At 59.0% G+C, this 15,725-nt stretch carries 14 protein-coding genes, 4 tRNA genes and 1 riboswitch; of the genes, 5 read left to right on the plus strand and 13 right to left on the minus strand.

Annotated elements, in window-relative coordinates:
- Positions 1–2 precede the first annotated feature (2 nt).
- On the plus strand, positions 3–752 hold the full coding sequence (locus ACZ445_RS23275) for a flagellar brake protein (RefSeq protein ID WP_464707623.1): 750 nt from the start codon (positions 3–5) through the stop codon (positions 750–752).
- A 60-nt stretch (positions 753–812) separates the two neighbouring features.
- On the opposite strand, the gene ACZ445_RS23280 is transcribed toward ACZ445_RS23275, so the two are convergent.
- Both ACZ445_RS23280 and ACZ445_RS23285 read right to left on the minus strand, forming a co-directional pair.
- Positions 813–2,192 (minus strand): MFS transporter, encoded by a 1,380-nt coding sequence (locus ACZ445_RS23280; RefSeq protein ID WP_058427499.1) that lies wholly within the window; start codon positions 2,190–2,192, stop codon positions 813–815.
- Between the two features lie 268 nt (positions 2,193–2,460).
- A tRNA-Arg gene (locus ACZ445_RS23285) sits at positions 2,461–2,537 on the minus strand.
- A gap of 324 nt (positions 2,538–2,861) precedes the next feature.
- Between ACZ445_RS23285 and ACZ445_RS23290 the strand changes: the two genes are divergently transcribed.
- The 3 genes from ACZ445_RS23290 (at position 2,862) to ACZ445_RS23300 (ending at position 4,004) form a co-directional block, all read left to right on the plus strand.
- Positions 2,862–3,089, plus strand: a complete 228-nt coding sequence (locus ACZ445_RS23290; protein WP_058427500.1) for a hypothetical protein — start codon at positions 2,862–2,864, stop codon at positions 3,087–3,089.
- Between the two features lie 11 nt (positions 3,090–3,100).
- Positions 3,101–3,280: a PA3371 family protein gene (locus ACZ445_RS23295; protein WP_058427501.1), complete on the plus strand. Its 180-nt coding sequence runs from the start codon at positions 3,101–3,103 to the stop codon at positions 3,278–3,280.
- Between the two features lie 397 nt (positions 3,281–3,677).
- Positions 3,678–4,004 (plus strand): Arc family DNA-binding protein, encoded by a 327-nt coding sequence (locus ACZ445_RS23300; protein WP_003175643.1) that lies wholly within the window; start codon positions 3,678–3,680, stop codon positions 4,002–4,004.
- 102 nt (positions 4,005–4,106) lie between these two features.
- Here ACZ445_RS23300 and mgtE read toward each other — a convergent pair whose 3' ends face one another.
- The 8 genes from mgtE to ltaE all read right to left on the minus strand — a co-directional run bounded on the left by mgtE (position 4,107) and on the right by ltaE (position 11,846).
- Complete coding sequence (mgtE, locus tag ACZ445_RS23305; RefSeq protein ID WP_058427502.1) at positions 4,107–5,549, minus strand: magnesium transporter; 1,443 nt, start codon at positions 5,547–5,549, stop codon at positions 4,107–4,109.
- A gap of 340 nt (positions 5,550–5,889) precedes the next feature.
- Positions 5,890–5,966, minus strand: a tRNA-Arg gene (locus ACZ445_RS23310).
- 72 nt (positions 5,967–6,038) lie between these two features.
- A tRNA-Arg gene (locus ACZ445_RS23315) sits at positions 6,039–6,115 on the minus strand.
- A gap of 108 nt (positions 6,116–6,223) precedes the next feature.
- Positions 6,224–6,314, minus strand: a tRNA-Ser gene (locus ACZ445_RS23320).
- Positions 6,315–6,376: 62 nt separating this feature from the next.
- The gene (gene csrA / locus ACZ445_RS23325; protein ID WP_003175645.1) at positions 6,377–6,565 is read right to left on the minus strand and encodes a carbon storage regulator CsrA; all 189 of its coding nucleotides are present in this window, start codon (positions 6,563–6,565) and stop codon (positions 6,377–6,379) included.
- A 174-nt stretch (positions 6,566–6,739) separates the two neighbouring features.
- The gene (locus ACZ445_RS23330; RefSeq protein ID WP_010208327.1) at positions 6,740–7,981 is read right to left on the minus strand and encodes an aspartate kinase; all 1,242 of its coding nucleotides are present in this window, start codon (positions 7,979–7,981) and stop codon (positions 6,740–6,742) included.
- Between the two features lie 95 nt (positions 7,982–8,076).
- Positions 8,077–10,695, minus strand: coding sequence for an alanine--tRNA ligase (gene alaS, locus ACZ445_RS23335; RefSeq protein ID WP_179029248.1), 2,619 nt, complete (start codon positions 10,693–10,695; stop codon positions 8,077–8,079).
- Between the two features lie 146 nt (positions 10,696–10,841).
- Entirely contained in the window at positions 10,842–11,846 is a 1,005-nt protein-coding gene (ltaE, locus tag ACZ445_RS23340; protein WP_179029247.1) for a low-specificity L-threonine aldolase, read from the minus strand.
- Positions 11,847–12,037: 191 nt separating this feature from the next.
- Positions 12,038–12,207, plus strand: a riboswitch (FMN riboswitch).
- Between the two features lie 96 nt (positions 12,208–12,303).
- On the opposite strand from ltaE, the gene ACZ445_RS23345 reads away from it, so the two are divergent.
- Entirely contained in the window at positions 12,304–12,813 is a 510-nt protein-coding gene (locus ACZ445_RS23345) for a 6,7-dimethyl-8-ribityllumazine synthase (RefSeq protein WP_058426863.1), read from the plus strand.
- A gap of 133 nt (positions 12,814–12,946) precedes the next feature.
- On the opposite strand, the gene astE is transcribed toward ACZ445_RS23345, so the two are convergent.
- The 3 genes from astE to astB are packed head-to-tail and all read right to left on the minus strand — an operon-like array spanning position 12,947 to position 15,626.
- Positions 12,947–13,951, minus strand: coding sequence for a succinylglutamate desuccinylase (gene astE, locus ACZ445_RS23350; protein WP_179029246.1), 1,005 nt, complete (start codon positions 13,949–13,951; stop codon positions 12,947–12,949).
- An 11-nt stretch (positions 13,952–13,962) separates the two neighbouring features.
- Positions 13,963–14,253: a hypothetical protein gene (locus tag ACZ445_RS23355; protein ID WP_003214319.1), complete on the minus strand. Its 291-nt coding sequence runs from the start codon at positions 14,251–14,253 to the stop codon at positions 13,963–13,965.
- Between the two features lie 26 nt (positions 14,254–14,279).
- Complete coding sequence (gene astB, locus ACZ445_RS23360) at positions 14,280–15,626, minus strand: N-succinylarginine dihydrolase (protein WP_058426865.1); 1,347 nt, start codon at positions 15,624–15,626, stop codon at positions 14,280–14,282.
- Positions 15,627–15,725 lie beyond the last annotated feature (99 nt).

Below are 15,725 nucleotides of genomic sequence, written 5' to 3' on the forward strand. Positions count from 1 at the left end.
CCGTGTTCAACGCCCTTAATGCGGAAGATGCCCCGCAGCCACCCAAGGTCCTCACCACGCCTCTGGAAATCGCCAGTACCTTGCGCATGCTGCAAGATAGCCATGACCCGCTGATCATCACCTTCCACGAACGCAGCCAGCGCTTCCAGAGCTACCTGGTGGACGTCAATCGGGACAGCGGCACCCTGGCCCTGGATGAAATGATCCCCCGCGACGGTGAACGCTACCTCGAAAACGGTGAACCCTTCCGTATCGAAGGTTTCCACGACGGCGTACGCGTGGCGTGGGACAGCAACGGCAACCTGAGCATCAGCGAAAAAGACGGCCACCGCATCTACACCGGCAGCCTGCCCGACGAAGTAGTCTACCACCAGCGTCGCAATGCCTTTCGCGCAGCCCTGAAGCTGGCGCAACTGGTGAACATCGAACTGGGTGGCGAGAAGCTCAAGGCCCCGATCAGCGGCAAACTGCTGGATATTTCCGCTACCGGCTGCAAATTGCGCTTTGAAGGAGACATCTCCGAGCGCCTGCAGCTGGGCCAGGTCTACGACCGTTTTATCGCCGCCCTACCCTTTGGCAGCATGACTACCTCGGTCGAACTGCGGTACCTGCACTTCGAAGAGAAGATCAACACCACTTTCGCCGGCGTGCGCTTCCACAATATGAGTGGCCTGGTGCAGCGCCAGGTAGAACGCTTTGTGTACCAACTGCAACGCGAAGCACGGCGCTTTGATAAAGACGACGATTTTTAACCTTAAAGATCGTGGCAAAAAAAACGGGCAGATCCTGAGGGGATCTGCCCGTTTTTGCATTCAGGGGCGCGCCCTGCTCAAGTCATGAGGATGCTCGTCCGGGCCCGGCGGCTCAGGCGGCCCCTCAAAGAGCGGCTCGTCGACCGATGTGACCGTTTCCGGATCGGGTTCCGGCGCGGCGGTTTGCATTTGCTCCTGCACCACCGCCTCGTCCACCCGTGGATCGAGGCAGGCTACCAACGGCGAGCTGGACATGCTGTCGGGCATTGCCACGTGGTGCAGCGGCGCGTCATCCACCTGATGCAGGTTGGTCACGGCTTTCGGCCGAATCCGCCACACCAGGATCAGCGCACACAGGCTGAAAAACGCATACAGCATGTGACTGCCAAACACCTTCATCACCACACCGGCCAGCAACGGCCCGATACTCGCACCGACACCGTAGGTCACCAGCAGCATCGCCGTTAGTGACACGCGACGGTCACCTTCCACATGGTCGTTGGAGAACGCCACCGCCAGTGGATACAGGCAGAACTGCACCAACGAACATAGGAAGCCCGCCACGAACAACACTTCAAGCGGCACCTGGGTCATTATCGCCAACGGTAATGCAGCCACCGCCAGGCACAGGGCAAAACAACGGATCAGCAGCGCACGGTCATAACGATCCGACAACCAGCCCAACGGCCACTGCACCAACAAGCCGGCAAAAATGCAGCTACCCATGAACAGACCCACCTGTTCGGTAGATAGCCCTTGCTGGGAGGCATAGAGCGGCGCCAGGCCGTAGAATGAGCCCACGATCACCCCTGCCCCCAGCACCGTACTCAACGACTGCGGGACGCGCTTGATAAAGAAACGTGGCTCCATCGGCGCCGGATGCAGGGGCGCCGGGTGAATACGACGAGTCATGGCCACCGGCACCAGGCACAGCGCAAAGCACAGTGCGACCAGCATCAGCAGTTCGAGGCCAAGCTGAGGGTGCATGACCAGGATCAACTGGCCGAGAACCAGCCCCAGGTAGGACGCGATCATATAGCCACTGAACACCACGCCGCGCTGCTTGGCGTCGGCCTGTTCGTTGAGCCAGCTCTCGATGACCATGTACTGGCACATCATCCCCAGGCCCACGATCATCCGCAGCACGATCCAGGCCGGCAGCCAGTCGATCAGGCCATGCCCCAGCACCGCCGCGCCGACAATCCCGGCGCAGGTTGCATAAGCGCGAATATGCCCGACCCGTGCGATCAGGCGGTGCCCGATCTTGCCGCCCAGCACCAGGCCAAAATAGTTGGCCGCCATCAGTGCACCGACCCACAGGCTGTCAACATGGTCGGCCGCCAGGCGCAAGGCCAGGTAGGTACTGAGCAGGCCGGAGCCAATCAGCATCATCAAGGACGCGAAATAAAGGGCTCGAAAAGATTTCCAGATCTGGCGCATCGGCGTTCCGAGCGGCTCCTTGCAGTGAGAGACAGGGCTATCGGCATGATAGTCCGGGGTAGCCGGGTCCGGACAGGCAACATGCGCTGTTTCCGGGGATTATTTTGCTTAAAGGCTCAGACGCTGCCCGAGCGCATGCGAGGTACACCGATTGTGAAAATTGCACGCACACGTGCTGTGAACGCTTGAGACCGGCAAGGTTCGACCCGTCTTTGAAAGGCGCCCACAAAAAAGCCCCGCCAGAACAGTCTGTACAGGGCTTTGAATCTGGTGTCCCAGGGCCGGTTCGAACGGCCAACCTTCCCCTTAGGAGGGGGATGCTCTATCCAATTGAGCTACTGGGACAAATGACAGCCAGCCCGCCAGCGACGCGGCGACGGACGGCGTGCATGTTAACGGCCAGGGTGGGTTTTGTCATGTCGTCCGTGGCCTTTTTGAGTGTAGGTCGATATCGCCGTGGATGATCGCGGTTTGGCCTCGCAAACACGCGCTCTCATAGCCATCGTGCAAATTGCACTCTACCAAAACGCCACCATTGCAAATTGCAACCTTTCAGCCTGTTAAGCAACGCTCAACCTATTGATTTTATTGATTTATTAGATTGGCACGACACCTGCAATACTTCTCCTATAAACCCACAAGCCACGGCGTTAAGCGGAGAACATAATCATGAACAGTGCCCTTCTGTTAGCCCTTAATACCGTAGCCCTGGCTGCTTTGGTCACGCTTCACTTCCAGTCGACAGGCGCAAACGACTCCGCGCAGATCAGCCAGGCCGTGCCTCACCACCTGCAACAACGCCCGCAACTGGCGGTGATGACGCCGAACGCGCAGTCGCCGGTCCGCCTGACCCAAGGCGCCCAATCTGCACCTGCATCTGAACACTGGGTTTTCTGAGGAATTCATTGATGAACAAGTTCGCCTGGCTGTTTCTCTGCCTGACTGCATTGACAGCTGTCCTGGGCTTGGGCGCAGAAGCCACAGATGGCCAAACCACCGCATTTATCGCCAGCGGCGTGTTCGCCAGCCTTTTGGTGCTGACCCTGATTGTGGGTCGCCGCATCAAATTCGACCCCGTCCTGCGCTAGCACCTTCCCCCGACCTCCCCTGTCCCCCGACCTTATGTCGGCTGACCCTCGCATATCGGCAAATTGCCACTAGTCTTAAACCTGAGGGCAAAGGGCCACTTTGCTATAGGATGTGCGGCCTAAAACCCTGTGGTGGCCTGGACTTGCGGGAAGTTCCTTTGCAGATTCGCGCGATGAAAAATTTTCCAACCAGTCCGCAAAAATGTAAATGAGTGCTGGCATAAAGCCTTTAGGCAGTTCAATATTTGTCACAGAATTGACGCCAAGGAACTGTCAAATCTGAGGCATGATGCGGCCTCTTTGCAATTCAGGTTGAACTTTGGTCGTGAGCCTTGTCTTAACACTCATCTTGCGGCCAATTCCAAAAACCGCTCCCCTGAACTAACCGGTTAAATATATGCGCCCATTGAAACAGGCAATTTATTCCAGCCGTACGGCTGACAAGTTCGTCGTACGTCTGCCAGACGGAATGCGGGAACGCATTGCCGAGGTGGCTCGCAATCATCACCGCAGCATGAACTCCGAAATCATCGCTCGCCTGGAACAAAGCCTCATTCAGGAAGGTGCGCTGGGCGACGAGTTGAGCATGCGTCTGGACAGCCCAGAGCTGTCGTTGCACGAACGCGAACTGCTGCAGCGTTTTCGTCAGCTCTCCCACCGCCAGCAAAATGCTCTCGTCTCGCTTATCGCGCACGACGTTGAGGCGGCCGCAGAAGCCAATTGATCTGCAACTGAAAGCCGAAGCCAGCCATGTGCTGGCTTTTTTTTGCCCGGGATTTGGGAAGAGAATACAAAGCGGGGGCAGATTTGCCCCCGCAGGATGGAATCAGAGCAGGAAGATCGTTGCCAAGCCCAGGAAGATAAAGAAACCACCGCTGTCGGTCATAGCCGTGATCATCACACTGGCACCCATGGCAGGGTCGCGCCCAAGGCGAGCCAGGGTCATCGGGATCAATACTCCCATCAGCGCAGCCAGTAGCAGGTTGAGGGTCATCGCAGCCGTCATTACCACTCCGAGCGACCAACTGCCATACAGTAAGTAAGCCACCACACCGATCACCCCACCCCACACAAGACCGTTGATGAGTCCGACCGCCAGCTCCTTACGCAGCAAACGCGATGAATTGGCGGTACTCACCTGATCCAGTGCCATGGCGCGCACGATCATGGTAATCGTCTGGTTACCCGAGTTTCCGCCGATACCAGCCACAATCGGCATCAACGCCGCCAGGGCTACCAGTTTTTCGATGGACCCCTCAAACAAACCGATCACGCGAGAGGCGATAAACGCGGTGATCAGATTGACGGCCAACCAAGCCCAACGGTTATGCAGCGAGCGCCAAACCGAGGCAAAGATATCTTCCTCTTCACGCAGACCCGCCATGTTGAGAACTTCGGTCTCGCTTTCTTCACGAATCAAGTCGACGATTTCATCGATGGTCAGACGACCGATCAGTTTGCCGTTCTTGTCGACAACCGGCGCCGAGATCAGGTCGTAACGCTCGAATGCCTGAGCCGCGTCGTAAGCGTCCTCGTCCGGATGAAAGCTCACGGTGTCGCTGGCCATCAGGTCGGCAACTTTCTTCTCCGGATCATTCACCAGCAGGCGCTTGATCGGCAGCACGCCCTTGAGAATGCCTTCGTAATCCACCACGAACAATTTGTCGGTGTGACCTGGCAGCTCTTTGAGTCGGCGCAGGTAACGCAGCACCACTTCCAGGCTGACGTCTTCGCGGATGGTGACCATCTCGAAGTCCATCAGGGCGCCGACCTGGTCCTCGTCATAGGACAGCGCGGAGCGCACACGCTCACGCTGCTGAGTATCCAACGCTTCCATGAGCTCATGGACAACATCGCGAGGCAGCTCAGGGGCCAGGTCGGCCAGTTCGTCGGCGTCCATCTCCTTGGCTGCAGCCAGGAGCTCGTGATCGTCCATGTCGGCGATCAGGGTTTCACGAACCGAGTCGGACACTTCGAGGAGGATGTCGCCGTCGCGGTCGGCCTTGACCAACTGCCAGAGGGTCAGTCGATCATCCAGCGGCAAGGCTTCGAGAATATAGGCGACGTCGGCGGAGTGCAGGTCGTCAAGCTTGCGCTGCAGCTCGACGAGGTTTTGCCGGTGAACCAGGTTTTCAACCAGGTTGTTATTCGGGCCATCCTGGCGGTGCGTAAGGTCTTCGACCACACGCTGACGCTGCAGCAGCTCGATGACTTGAGCCAGGCGATCCTGCAGGCTTTCTTGTGTTTTCTTTACTTCTACTTCGGTCATAGGCGAACTCCACTCCCAGCAGCGGGGCACGCCGGAAGGATCAATCAGTCAATTCATGATTGGTAAAACGGGGTACTGAGTAACTACTGGGTAAGTCCATGGAGGTATTCCACAAGCCCCGGCGGGGCTGACGGGCGCAATGATACACCGCCCGGCCACTTTAAACGTCAAAAAACTGGAAAGAACAAGCGCTTGCGAGCCAAAGCTGAGCAACGGCCGCATCTATGAACTGCGACGACGCAGCGGATGAGGAAAACACATGAAGGCGAGAGAAAAGGAAGAAATCCCACACAAACCCCAGACGGCAAAAAGCCCGCACTAGGCGGGCTTTTTGTTTGTATGGTGCACTCGACAGGATTCGAACCTGTGACCGCTCGGTTCGTAGCCGAGTACTCTATCCAGCTGAGCTACGAGTGCAGATTGTGTTTTTAGACCAGATCACAACTGGTTGTAACCGAATCACCTGCATTGCTGCAACTGACTCTTAAATGGTGCACTCGACAGGATTCGAACCTGTGACCGCTCGGTTCGTAGCCGAGTACTCTATCCAGCTGAGCTACGAGTGCATTTGTTGCCGCGCATTATAGGCCGTTCAATCTCTATGTAAAGCTATTTTTTCGAGCAATTTCAACAACTTACCGAAAAAACCAGATTGCAACGTACTAAGCAAATAATGGCGGAGAACGGGGGATTCGAACCCCCGACACCCTTTTGAGGTGTACTCCCTTAGCAGGGGAGCGCCTTCGGCCACTCGGCCAGCTCTCCGCAACACGGGGCGTATATTAACCACGTTCATCCCCGTTTGCAAACATAAAAAACGATAAAAATTAAAGGCTTGGTTCTTCGTCCTTCTCTTTCTTGATCCGCAGGTAGATTTCCTCGCGGTGCACCGCTACCTCTTTCGGAGCGTTAACCCCGATACGCACTTGATTGCCTTTGACGCCGAGCACGGTCACGGTGATTTCGCCATCACCGATAATCAGGCTTTCTGCGCAACGACGAGTCAGAATCAGCATACCTTTCTCCTCACGCATTTCAGTTCAGGAACAACAGTCTGCAAAAAAAAGGCCTTCGACCTACAACCCAAAGGCCATAGCCCTACCGCCTAAGTATTGTCGAGCGCGCGCAAAAGAACATGCACCCTACAAAAAAAGGAAAGGCGCGGTAAACCGCGCCTTCCAGGCACTGCGTCACTCGCCCTGTCGGGCCGGAGCGTCCAGCTCAAAAGCGGTATGCAGAGCGCGTACAGCCAGCTCCAGGTACTTCTCTTCGATCACCACCGAGACTTTGATTTCCGAGGTGGAGATCATCTGGATGTTGATACTTTCCTTGGCCAGGGCCTCGAACATGCGGCTAGCAACGCCAGCATGGGAACGCATGCCCACGCCCACGATCGACACCTTGGCAATCTTGGTATCGCCAACCACTTCGCGGGCGCCGATTTCCTTGGCAGTGTTCTGCAGGATCCGCTCGGCCGCATCGTACTCGTTGCGGTGCACAGTGAAGGTGAAATCGGTGGTGTTATCGTGCGAAACGTTCTGCACGATCATGTCGACTTCGATGTTCGCACCGCTGATAGGACCCAGGATCTTGAACGCCACGCCCGGGGTATCCGGCACGCCACGGATAGTCAGCTTGGCTTCATCACGGTTGAAAGCGATACCGGAAATGATCGGCTGTTCCATGGATTCCTCTTCATCAATAGTAATGAGGGTGCCCGGACCCTCTTTGAAGCTGTGCAATACGCGCAGCGGAACGTTGTACTTGCCGGCGAATTCCACTGCACGGATCTGCAACACCTTTGAACCGAGGCTGGCCATTTCCAGCATCTCTTCAAAGGTGATCTTGTCCAGGCGCTGGGCCACGGACACCACACGCGGGTCGGTGGTGTAGACGCCATCCACATCGGTGTAGATCTGGCATTCATCAGCCTTGAGGGCCGCTGCCAGCGCCACGCCAGTGGTGTCCGAACCGCCACGCCCGAGGGTGGTGATGTTGCCCTGCTCGTCCACACCCTGGAAGCCTGCTACAACTACCACGCGCCCGGCTTTCAGGTCCGTACGGATTTTCTGATCGTCAATCTGCAGGATACGCGCCTTGGTATGCGCGCTGTCGGTGAGAATGCGTACCTGGCTGCCAGTGTAGGACACCGCCGGCACGCCGCGTTTATTCAACGCCATGGCCAGCAAGGCGATGGTCACCTGCTCGCCGGTGGACACGATCACATCCAGCTCACGCGGCAGCGGCTGTTGATCACCACTGATTGCCTTGGCCAGATCGATCAGGCGATTGGTCTCGCCGCTCATGGCCGACAGCACCACCACCAGGTCGTCGCCGGCATCGCGGAACTTCTTAACCTTGTCGGCCACCTGCTCGATTCTTTCGACAGAACCGACCGAGGTGCCTCCAAATTTCTGTACGATCAAAGCCATTTCTAAGCCGCCTCAGCCCGTAAAGGGGCGCCTAATATCCAATCAACCAGCACCACACCGGCCCGTGACTAGACCACGGGCCGGTTAACAATGCCTTAAATACCTGCCTCGACAAACGGCACGGTCAGGGCCAGGGCCGCGTCCAGGGCACCGGCGTCTACACCACCGCCTTGCGCCATGTCCGGACGACCACCACCCTTCCCGCCCACTGCCGCGGCGGCTTGCTTCATCAAATCACCGGCTTTGAGTTGGCCAGTCAGGTCCTTGGTCACACCTGCAACCAGAACGACCTTATCCTCATGGACACCGCCGAGCAGGATCACTGCGCGGCCGAGCTTGTTCTTCAACTGATCGACCAAGGCCAACAGCGCCTTGCCGTCCTGGCCGTCCAGGCGTGCAGCCAGGACTTTGACGTCCTTGACGTCCACCGCCGAAGCCGACAGATCGTCACCGGCAGCGCTGGCCGCCTTGGCTTGCAACTGTTCCAGCTGTTTCTCCAGGGCGCGGTTGCGCTCCAGCACAGCGGACAGCTTGTCGATCAGGTTGTCGCGGCTGCCCTTGACCAGGCTGGCCGCTTCCTTGAGTTGTTCTTCCGCCGCATTCAGGTAGGCCAGGGCCGCAGCGCCGGTCACCGCCTCGATACGACGCACACCGGAGGCCACGCCGCCTTCGCTGATGATTTTCAGCAGGGCAATGTCGCCGGTACGGTTGGCGTGGATACCGCCACACAGCTCCACCGAGAAGTCACCGCCCATGCTCAGTACACGCACGCTGTCGCCGTACTTCTCGCCGAACAGCGCCATGGCGCCCTTGGCCTTGGCGGTCTCGATATCGGTTTCTTCGGTTTCTACCGCAGTGTTCTTGCGAATCTCGGCGTTGACGATGTCTTCCAGGGCCTTGATCTGCTCAGGCTTGATCGCTTCAAAGTGGCTGAAGTCGAAACGCAGGCGCTGGCTGTCTACCAAAGAACCCTTCTGCTGCACGTGCTCGCCCAGAACCTGGCGCAGTGCGGCGTGCAGCAAGTGCGTGGCCGAGTGGTTCAGCGAAGTGGCATGACGCACATCAGCGTCCACTTGGGCATCGACCGGCGCACCAACGGTCAGGCTGCCCGAAGCCAACACACCGTGGTGCAGGAACGCACCGCCGGTCTTGGTGGTGTCACGCACATCAAAACGACCGGAAGCCGCCTTGAGGAAGCCACAGTCGCCAATCTGGCCACCGGACTCGGCGTAGAACGGGGTCTGGTCCAGAACCACCACACCTTCATCGCCTTCATTCAGTACATCAACCGACTGGCCGTCCTTATACAGGGCGACCACTTTGGCCGAGCCGCTGGTGGCCTTGTAACCGGTGAACTCAGTGGCTACGTCAACCTTGACCAGGCTGTTGTAGTCCATGCCGAACGAACTGGCCGAACGTGCACGCACGCGCTGGGCTTCCATCTCACGCTCGAAACCTTCCTCGTCGAGGGTCAGGTTGCGCTCACGGGCGATGTCGCCGGTCAGGTCCATCGGAAAACCGTAGGTATCGTAGAGTTTGAACACCACGTCGCCCGGCACCACGGAGCCTTGCAGGTTGGCCAGGTCTTGTTCGAGGATCTTCAGGCCCTGCTCCAGGGTCTTGGCGAACTGCTCTTCTTCAGCCTTGAGCACGCGCTCGATGTGCGCCTGGTTCTGCTTGAGTTCCGGGAAGGCTTCGCCCATCTCGGCCACCAGGGCCGCGACGATCTGATAGAAGAAACTGCCGTTGGCGCCCAGCTTGTTACCGTGGCGGCAGGCACGACGGATGATGCGACGCAGCACGTAGCCACGGCCTTCGTTGGACGGCAGCACGCCGTCGGCAATCAGGAAGCCACAGGAACGGATGTGGTCAGCCACGACCTTGAGCGAGGCCTGGTCTTCATTGGTGCAACCAATGGCCTTGGCCGCAGCGGCCAGCAGGCTCTGGAACAGGTCGATCTCGTAGTTGGAGTGCACGTGCTGCATCACCGCACTGATCCGTTCCAGGCCCATGCCGGTATCCACCGACGGCGCTGGCAACGGATGCAACACGCCATCGGCGGTGCGGTTGAACTGCATGAACACGTTGTTCCAGATCTCGATGTAACGGTCGCCGTCTTCTTCTGGCGAGCCCGGTGGGCCGCCCCAGATGTCAGCGCCGTGGTCGTAGAAGATCTCGGTGCAAGGGCCGCACGGACCGGTATCGCCCATGGTCCAGAAGTTGTCGGAGGCGTACGGCGCGCCTTTGTTGTCGCCGATGCGCACCATGCGCTCAGCCGGCACGCCGACTTCCTTGGTCCAGATGTCATACGCTTCGTCATCGCTGGCGTAGACGGTGACCCAGAGTTTTTCCTTCGGCAGTTTCAGCACGCCAGTCAGGAAGGTCCAGGCGAAGTTGATCGCGTCTTGCTTGAAATAATCGCCAAAGCTGAAGTTGCCGAGCATTTCGAAAAAGGTGTGGTGACGGGCGGTGTAGCCGACGTTTTCCAGGTCGTTGTGCTTGCCACCGGCGCGTACGCATTTCTGGCTGCTGACGGCGCGGGTGTAGGCGCGCTTTTCCTGGCCCAGGAAGCAGTCCTTGAACTGGTTCATCCCCGCGTTAGTGAACAGCAGGGTAGGGTCATTGCCTGGGATCAAGGAGCTGGAGGAGACACGGGTGTGACCTTGCTCTTCGAAGAAGCGAAGGAAGGCTTCACGGATTTCTGCGCTTTTCATTAGGTTCTTCCACGGAGGCTGCGGCCAAAGGCCAGTGCGCAACATCATCAGACGAAGCGACGGCAAAGGGCCGCATTATATCGGCCCTTTGCCGGTGGTACAGCGTGTTTATGCGATAGAGAGGCTCAATTAGACGGTCTGCACAGTCATTTGCGCGAAAAGTCGACGAATGTCGCGAGCACTTGCTCGACCTGCGCCCGGCTCACATCCAAATGAGTGACCATGCGCAGGCGCGGTGCGGCGCTCAGCTTGATCCCGCGTTCGGCGGCAAACGCCTTCAAAGCCTGGGCCTGATCACCGATCTGCACATAGACCATGTTGGTCTGCACCGGCTCCACCTCATAACCCGCCTTGCGCAACTCCCCCCCCAGCCATTGGGCATTGGCGTGGTCGTCGGCCAGGCGCTGCACCTGGTGATCCAGGGCATACAACCCTGCAGCAGCCAGGGAACCGGCCTGGCGCATGCCGCCACCGACCATCTTGCGCAGGCGCCGGGCCTTGGCGATCAGCGCCGTGGAACCGCACAACACCGAGCCGATCGGCGCGCCGAGGCCCTTGGACAGGCACACCGACACGGAATCGAAGTGCTGGGCAATCTCCCGTGCATCCACCCCCAGCTTCACCGCTGCGTTGTAGAGCCGTGCGCCATCCAGATGCAGGGCCAGGCCATGCTCCCGGGTAAACGCGCGGGCTTTGGCCAGGTACTCCAGTGGCAGCACCTTGCCCTGCATGGTGTTTTCCAACGCCAACAGACGGGTACGGGCGAAGTGGAAATCGTCTGGCTTGATGGCTGTTAGCACCTGGTCCAGGTCCAGTGAGCCATCCGCCTGCACGTCCAGCGGCTGCGGCTGGATCGACCCGAGCACTGCGGCACCACCACCCTCGTATTTGTAGGTATGGGCCTGTTGGCCGACGATGTATTCCTCGCCGCGCTCACAGTGGGCCATCAACGCCAGCAGGTTGCTCATGGTGCCGGTGGGCACGAACAACGCCGCGGCAAAGCCCAGGCGCTTGGCCAGTTCGGCCTCCAGGCGGTTGACGCTGGGATCTTCGCCATACACGTCGTCACCACTGGCAGCAGTGGCCATCGCGTCGAGCATGCCGGGGGTGGGTTGGGTCACGGTGTCGCTGCGCAGGTCGATCACAGACATGAAACAAGCCTCTCGAGGGTTCAGTAAGTGCCTTTTGTGAGTGATTACTGCGGGCAACGCCACGGAATATCAAGCCCCAACTGCATTCAATCGAATACCAACCAAACAAACCGATATAGCTTATCGATACCGCGGTCGTGCAGTTTTCGAAAAACCGTGTTAAAAACTCTCCGCCGCCAGGGTTCTGGCGGCAACGTTCTCAGGGCGGGGTGCAATTCCCCACCGGCGGTAATTACACGCAATGTGTATAGCCCGCGAGCGCTTGGCGCCTCGAACTGCTCACGCAGGACGGCGACAAGGTCAGCAGACCCGGTGTGATCCCGGGGCCGACGGTCATAGTCCGGATGAAGAGAGAACGGGATTGGCACCTGAGGGCCGCGCACGATGTGTGCTCGCGTACCCTTAAATCCCATTCGATTCATAACGCCCTGTTTTTTTCTTAAACAGGAGTCAGAACATGCAACCCACCGCAATCGACAGCAAAGCCAAGCACCACCACGGCGAACGTATCGCGTTTATCCAGGCCTGCTGGCACAAGGATATTGTTGACCAGAGCCGTAAAGGCTTCCTCGCCGAGATCATCGCCCAGGGTTACCAGGAATCGGACATAGATTTCTTCGAAGTCGGCGGCGCCTTTGAAATGCCCCTGCACGCCAAGCTGCTGGCCAAGACCGGCCGTTATGCCGGTATCGTCGCCGCAGCACTGGTGGTGGACGGTGGCATCTACCGCCACGAATTCGTCGCCCAATCGGTGGTCAGCGGCCTGATGCAGGTGCAGCTGGAAACCGAAGTGCCGGTGTTCTCGGTGTCCCTGACCCCGCATCACTTCCACGCCGGCAGCGAACACCACACCTTCTTCTACGAGCACTTCGTGCACAAGGGCCAGGAAGCTGCACGCACCTGCGCCGACACCTTGCACAAAGTCCGCGCGATTCGTCGTAGCGAGCCACGCGCGGTAGCGGTCTAAGCAACACGGCAAAGCAAAATGTGGGAGGGGGCTTGCCCCCGATGGCGGTGGATCAGAAACACACACAGTGACTGACACATCCTCATCGGGGGCAAGCCCCCTCCCACATTTGGATCCGATGAGGCTTTGAGCTTCAGGCCAAGCCGACGTCCGTCGTCGGCACAATCAATATCCCCGCCCGCAAACCATTTTTCACCTTCGGGTTGGGGAAGATGATGCGCGCCCCCTCCTCCTCGATCACCCAGCGGGTCTTGGCCACGTCCTCGGCCAGCAGGTAGCCCTGGGCCAACGGAGAGAAGTTCTCCACGTCCGCCGGCAGATGCAGCAGGAAGGCGTCGCTGTGCTTGATGATTTCACGGGAGACGGCAAACAGCTGCAGGCCGTCGAGACTGTCCGTCGCCGGCTCGGTGCCTTCGATGATCTGCTTCAGGCGTGTTTCCAGGCGAGACACATCCACGCCCTGGTTTTGCCCGAACGGCCGCGCCTTGCCCAACTCCAGGGTGAACGCCTCGGCGCCGAGCTGCTCGTAGGTAAACGCGGTGAAGGTGATCGAGGTCTTGTTCTGCAATAGCACTGCTTGCATGCCGGCAGCGTTCAGGCGCGCCAGCTCGTGGCGCGAATGCTGGCGACCCTCCTTCCACGGGTACAGGGCGAACTGCTCGATCTTCGAACCACGAATCGCCGTGTGCAGGTCGTAATGCAGGCGAGAACGGCCTGGCAGGCTGAAAAAGCTGCGAGCCAGTTGCTCCAGCTCGGCGGCGCGCATGGCCTCCGGGCCGATATTTTTCTCATGCCGGCCGTTGAACAGCCGGTTGACATCCAGTTCAAGGTAACGCTCGCCGCGACGCATGGCCTCGGGGTTGCCGAACAGGAACAGAATACGGGTGCGGGGCTTGATTTCCCCACGGGCAATGCCATGCAACAGGCGGTCGAGGAGTTCGATCGGAGCGGTTTCGTTGCCATGGATGCCGGACGACAGCAGCAGGTCGCTGCCGTTGTCCTTCGCCTCAGGCGGGCGCACTTCGAGTGCGCCCTCGCTGAGCCAGCGCATCTGCACGCCGTCGACAGTCAGTTGAATTTTTTGCGCCGGTTCGCGACCGGCGAGGGTCAGTTCAAGCAGTTTGCCAAGGGCGAGCATACGCAGCTTCCTTAGTGGTTGCAGCCTGGGCCGTGGACGTGATCGTCATCATCGCCTTCAACGTCGGCCGGTTCCATTTCCAGTTGCAGGCTCATCAGGTTGGTGGCCAGTGGGCGCATCAGCAGGTTGGCGTATTCGGCGTCGCCTTCTTCCACGTCCACGCCGATCAGCAGTTGGCCACGGCCGTCATGCTGGATCCAGATTTCCTTGCCCTGCCAGACCACGGCGACGCGGGTGCAGGAAGTTTCCAGCTGGGTGCCGTCGGTGTCTTCAAGAATCAGTTTCAGGGTGTCGGTGGTCATAATAGATAGTTCTCAGCCGTACGGCGTTAATTGATCTGGAAAGGATAAACCGCGCCCAGTTTAAGGATTTGCGTCAGTTCATCCAGTGCCGTCCGGCACTCAAGCAGCAATTGCGGGTCAGCCAGGTCGCTTTCGCGCAGGCTGTCGCGGTAGTGCTTGCCGACCCACTGGGTCAGGGTGTCGTACAACGGCGCGGTCATGATAACGCCTGGATTCACCGCCGCCAGCTCCGTTTCGTTCAACGCTACGCGCAAACGCAGGCACGCCGGGCCGCCACCGTTCTGCATGCTTTGCTTGAGGTCGAACACCTTCACCTCGCGGATCAGGCCACCGGCAGCGGTCAGGTTTTGCAGATACTGCCAGACGCGTTCATTGGCGCGGCATTCTTCCGGCACGATCAGCAGCATCGAACCATCGGCGCGGCTCAGCAGTTGGCTGTTGAACAGGTATGAACGTACCGCGTCCTCCACGCTGACCTGGCCGCGGGGCACGCACACCGACTGGAAGTTACCGCCCAGCTTGGCCAATTTTCCTTGCAGCTCGCCGAGCATCTGTTCGGTATTGAGGAACGCGTCCTCGTGGTAGAACAGCACTTCGCCGTTACCCACCGCGATCACGTCGTTGTGGAACACGCCGGCATCGATCACCGCCGGGTTCTGCTGGGCGTAGACCACGCCGTCATCCTTCAAACCGTGCAAGCGCGCGACGGCCTGGGAGGCTTCGAGGGTCTGGCGTGCCGGGTACTTCTGCGGCGCCGGGTAACGGGGGTCGAATGCGCTGCGACCGAACACGAAAAACTCGACACCCGCCTCACCGTACTCACGGCAGAAACGCGTGTGGTTGGCCGCGCCTTCATCGCCGAACTGCGCCACGGCGGGCAGCGCCGCGTGATGGGCGAAGTGCTTCTGATCGGCAAACATCGCCCCCAACACACGGCTGGTGGTCGGGTGCTCGATGCTGCGGTGGTACTTGCAATTGAGGTTGGCGGCGGTGAAATGCACGCGGCCATCCGCCGTATCGGCGCTCGGGCTGACCGTGGCGGCGTTGGCCACCCACATGCTCGACGCAGAGCAACTCGCGACCAGCAACGGCATCGCGTCCTTGGCCGCTTGCTGGATCACTTGTGCGTCAGTGCCGCTGAAACCCAGGTTGCGCAAGGCGGCCACGTCAGGACGTTCCTGGGGCGCCAACACACCTTGTACAAAGCCCATGTCCATCAGGGCTTTCATTTTCTGCAGGCCCTGCAACGCTGCTTCCTTCGGGTTCGAATGCTGCTGGCTGTTGCTCTGGGACGCGACGTTGCCGAAGGACAAACCGCCGTAGTTATGGGTCGGCCCCACTAGACCGTCAAAATTGACTTCATAGGATTTCATCGGCGAGGCTCCACGAACATCTGTTTTTATAGGCTTCAAAAGTCTTCAACACACCACAAATCCAGAGTGGGAGGAGGCTTGCCTCCGATAGCTGACTGT

It is taken from the genome of Pseudomonas allii, assembly GCF_055380095.1.

What these genes read in the sequence shown, in the direction of transcription:
- ACZ445_RS23280 (WP_058427499.1), bottom strand. Translation starts at nt 2,192, where the DNA reads ATGCGCCAGATCTGGAAATCTTTTCGAGCCCTTTATTTCGCGTCCTTG.
- ACZ445_RS23290 (WP_058427500.1), top strand. Translation starts at nt 2,862, where the DNA reads ATGAACAGTGCCCTTCTGTTAGCCCTTAATACCGTAGCCCTGGCTGCT.
- ACZ445_RS23295 (WP_058427501.1), top strand. Translation starts at nt 3,101, where the DNA reads ATGAACAAGTTCGCCTGGCTGTTTCTCTGCCTGACTGCATTGACAGCT.
- ACZ445_RS23300 (WP_003175643.1), top strand. Translation starts at nt 3,678, where the DNA reads ATGCGCCCATTGAAACAGGCAATTTATTCCAGCCGTACGGCTGACAAG.
- mgtE (WP_058427502.1), bottom strand. Translation starts at nt 5,549, where the DNA reads ATGACCGAAGTAGAAGTAAAGAAAACACAAGAAAGCCTGCAGGATCGC.
- csrA (WP_003175645.1), bottom strand. Translation starts at nt 6,565, where the DNA reads ATGCTGATTCTGACTCGTCGTTGCGCAGAAAGCCTGATTATCGGTGAT.
- ACZ445_RS23330 (WP_010208327.1), bottom strand. Translation starts at nt 7,981, where the DNA reads ATGGCTTTGATCGTACAGAAATTTGGAGGCACCTCGGTCGGTTCTGTC.
- alaS (WP_179029248.1), bottom strand. Translation starts at nt 10,695, where the DNA reads ATGAAAAGCGCAGAAATCCGTGAAGCCTTCCTTCGCTTCTTCGAAGAG.
- ltaE (WP_179029247.1), bottom strand. Translation starts at nt 11,846, where the DNA reads ATGTCTGTGATCGACCTGCGCAGCGACACCGTGACCCAACCCACCCCC.
- ACZ445_RS23345 (WP_058426863.1), top strand. Translation starts at nt 12,304, where the DNA reads ATGCAACCCACCGCAATCGACAGCAAAGCCAAGCACCACCACGGCGAA.
- astE (WP_179029246.1), bottom strand. Translation starts at nt 13,951, where the DNA reads ATGCTCGCCCTTGGCAAACTGCTTGAACTGACCCTCGCCGGTCGCGAA.
- ACZ445_RS23355 (WP_003214319.1), bottom strand. Translation starts at nt 14,253, where the DNA reads ATGACCACCGACACCCTGAAACTGATTCTTGAAGACACCGACGGCACC.
- astB (WP_058426865.1), bottom strand. Translation starts at nt 15,626, where the DNA reads ATGAAATCCTATGAAGTCAATTTTGACGGTCTAGTGGGGCCGACCCAT.